The 841-nt window shown below is 75.4% G+C and carries 1 protein-coding gene; it reads left to right on the top strand.

The features are described 5' to 3' along the window. Positions 1 to 106 precede the first annotated feature (106 nt). A partial coding sequence (locus IH00_RS38490; RefSeq protein WP_420710982.1) for an acyl carrier protein occupies positions 107 to 841 on the top strand: 735 nt, incomplete at its 3' end.

The raw sequence follows: 841 nt of genomic DNA, 5'->3' as shown, positions 1-841 counted from the left end.
GCCGGCGGTTTCCCTGGCGTGGGGGCTGTGGGCCGACGCCACCGGAATGACCGGTCACCTCGAGGACACGGAAAGGACGCGGCTGCAGCAGCGGGGTGTCGGCGCGATGCCCGCCGAACTGGGGCTCGCCCTGTTCGACCGGAGTCTCTCCACGGGCGCGGCACTGCCGGCGCCGGTGCGGCTCGACCTGGCCGCCCTGCGGGCGCGGGCCCGCGACGGGATGCTCCCGGCCCTGCTGCGCGGGCTGGTACGCGCTCCGGCCCGTCGCCCGGCGGCGGGCGGGTCGCTCGCCCAGCGGCTCGCCGGAGTCGCCGAGGCGGACCGCGAGCAGGTCGTGCTCGACCTGGTACGGACGCAGGTCGCGTCCGTGCTGGGACACGCGTCGGCCGACGCGATCGAGGACGGCCGGGCGTTCAAGGACCTCGGTTTCGACTCGCTCAGCGGCGTCGAACTGCGCAACCGGCTCACCCAGGTCACGGGTCTCCGGCTGCCCGCGACCCTGGTCTTCGACCACCCGAACCCGACAGCGGTCGCACGGATGCTGCTCGCCGAGCTGGGGGCCGTCGAGGCACCCCGCCCGGTGGTGCGGACGCGGACCCGTGCGGCGGACGCCGACGAGCCGCTGGCCATCGTGGGCATGAGCTGCCGCTACCCCGGCGGTGTGTCGTCCCCGGACGACCTGTGGGAGCTCGTCCTGTCCGGCCGGGACGCGATCTCCGCGCTGCCGGGCGACCGGGGCTGGGACCTGGAGCGGCTGTACGACCCGGACCCGGACCAGCCGGGAACCCTCTACACCCGCGGTGGCGGATTCATCGACGGGGCCGGCGACTTCGACGCCGAG

Origin of the sequence: Streptomyces sp. NRRL S-118, assembly GCF_000716335.1 — a bacterium.
Lineage (GTDB): Bacteria > Actinomycetota > Actinomycetes > Streptomycetales > Streptomycetaceae > Streptomyces.
The sequence above is the reverse complement of the archived record's forward strand: the minus strand, read 5'-3'. Positions and strand labels throughout refer to the sequence as shown.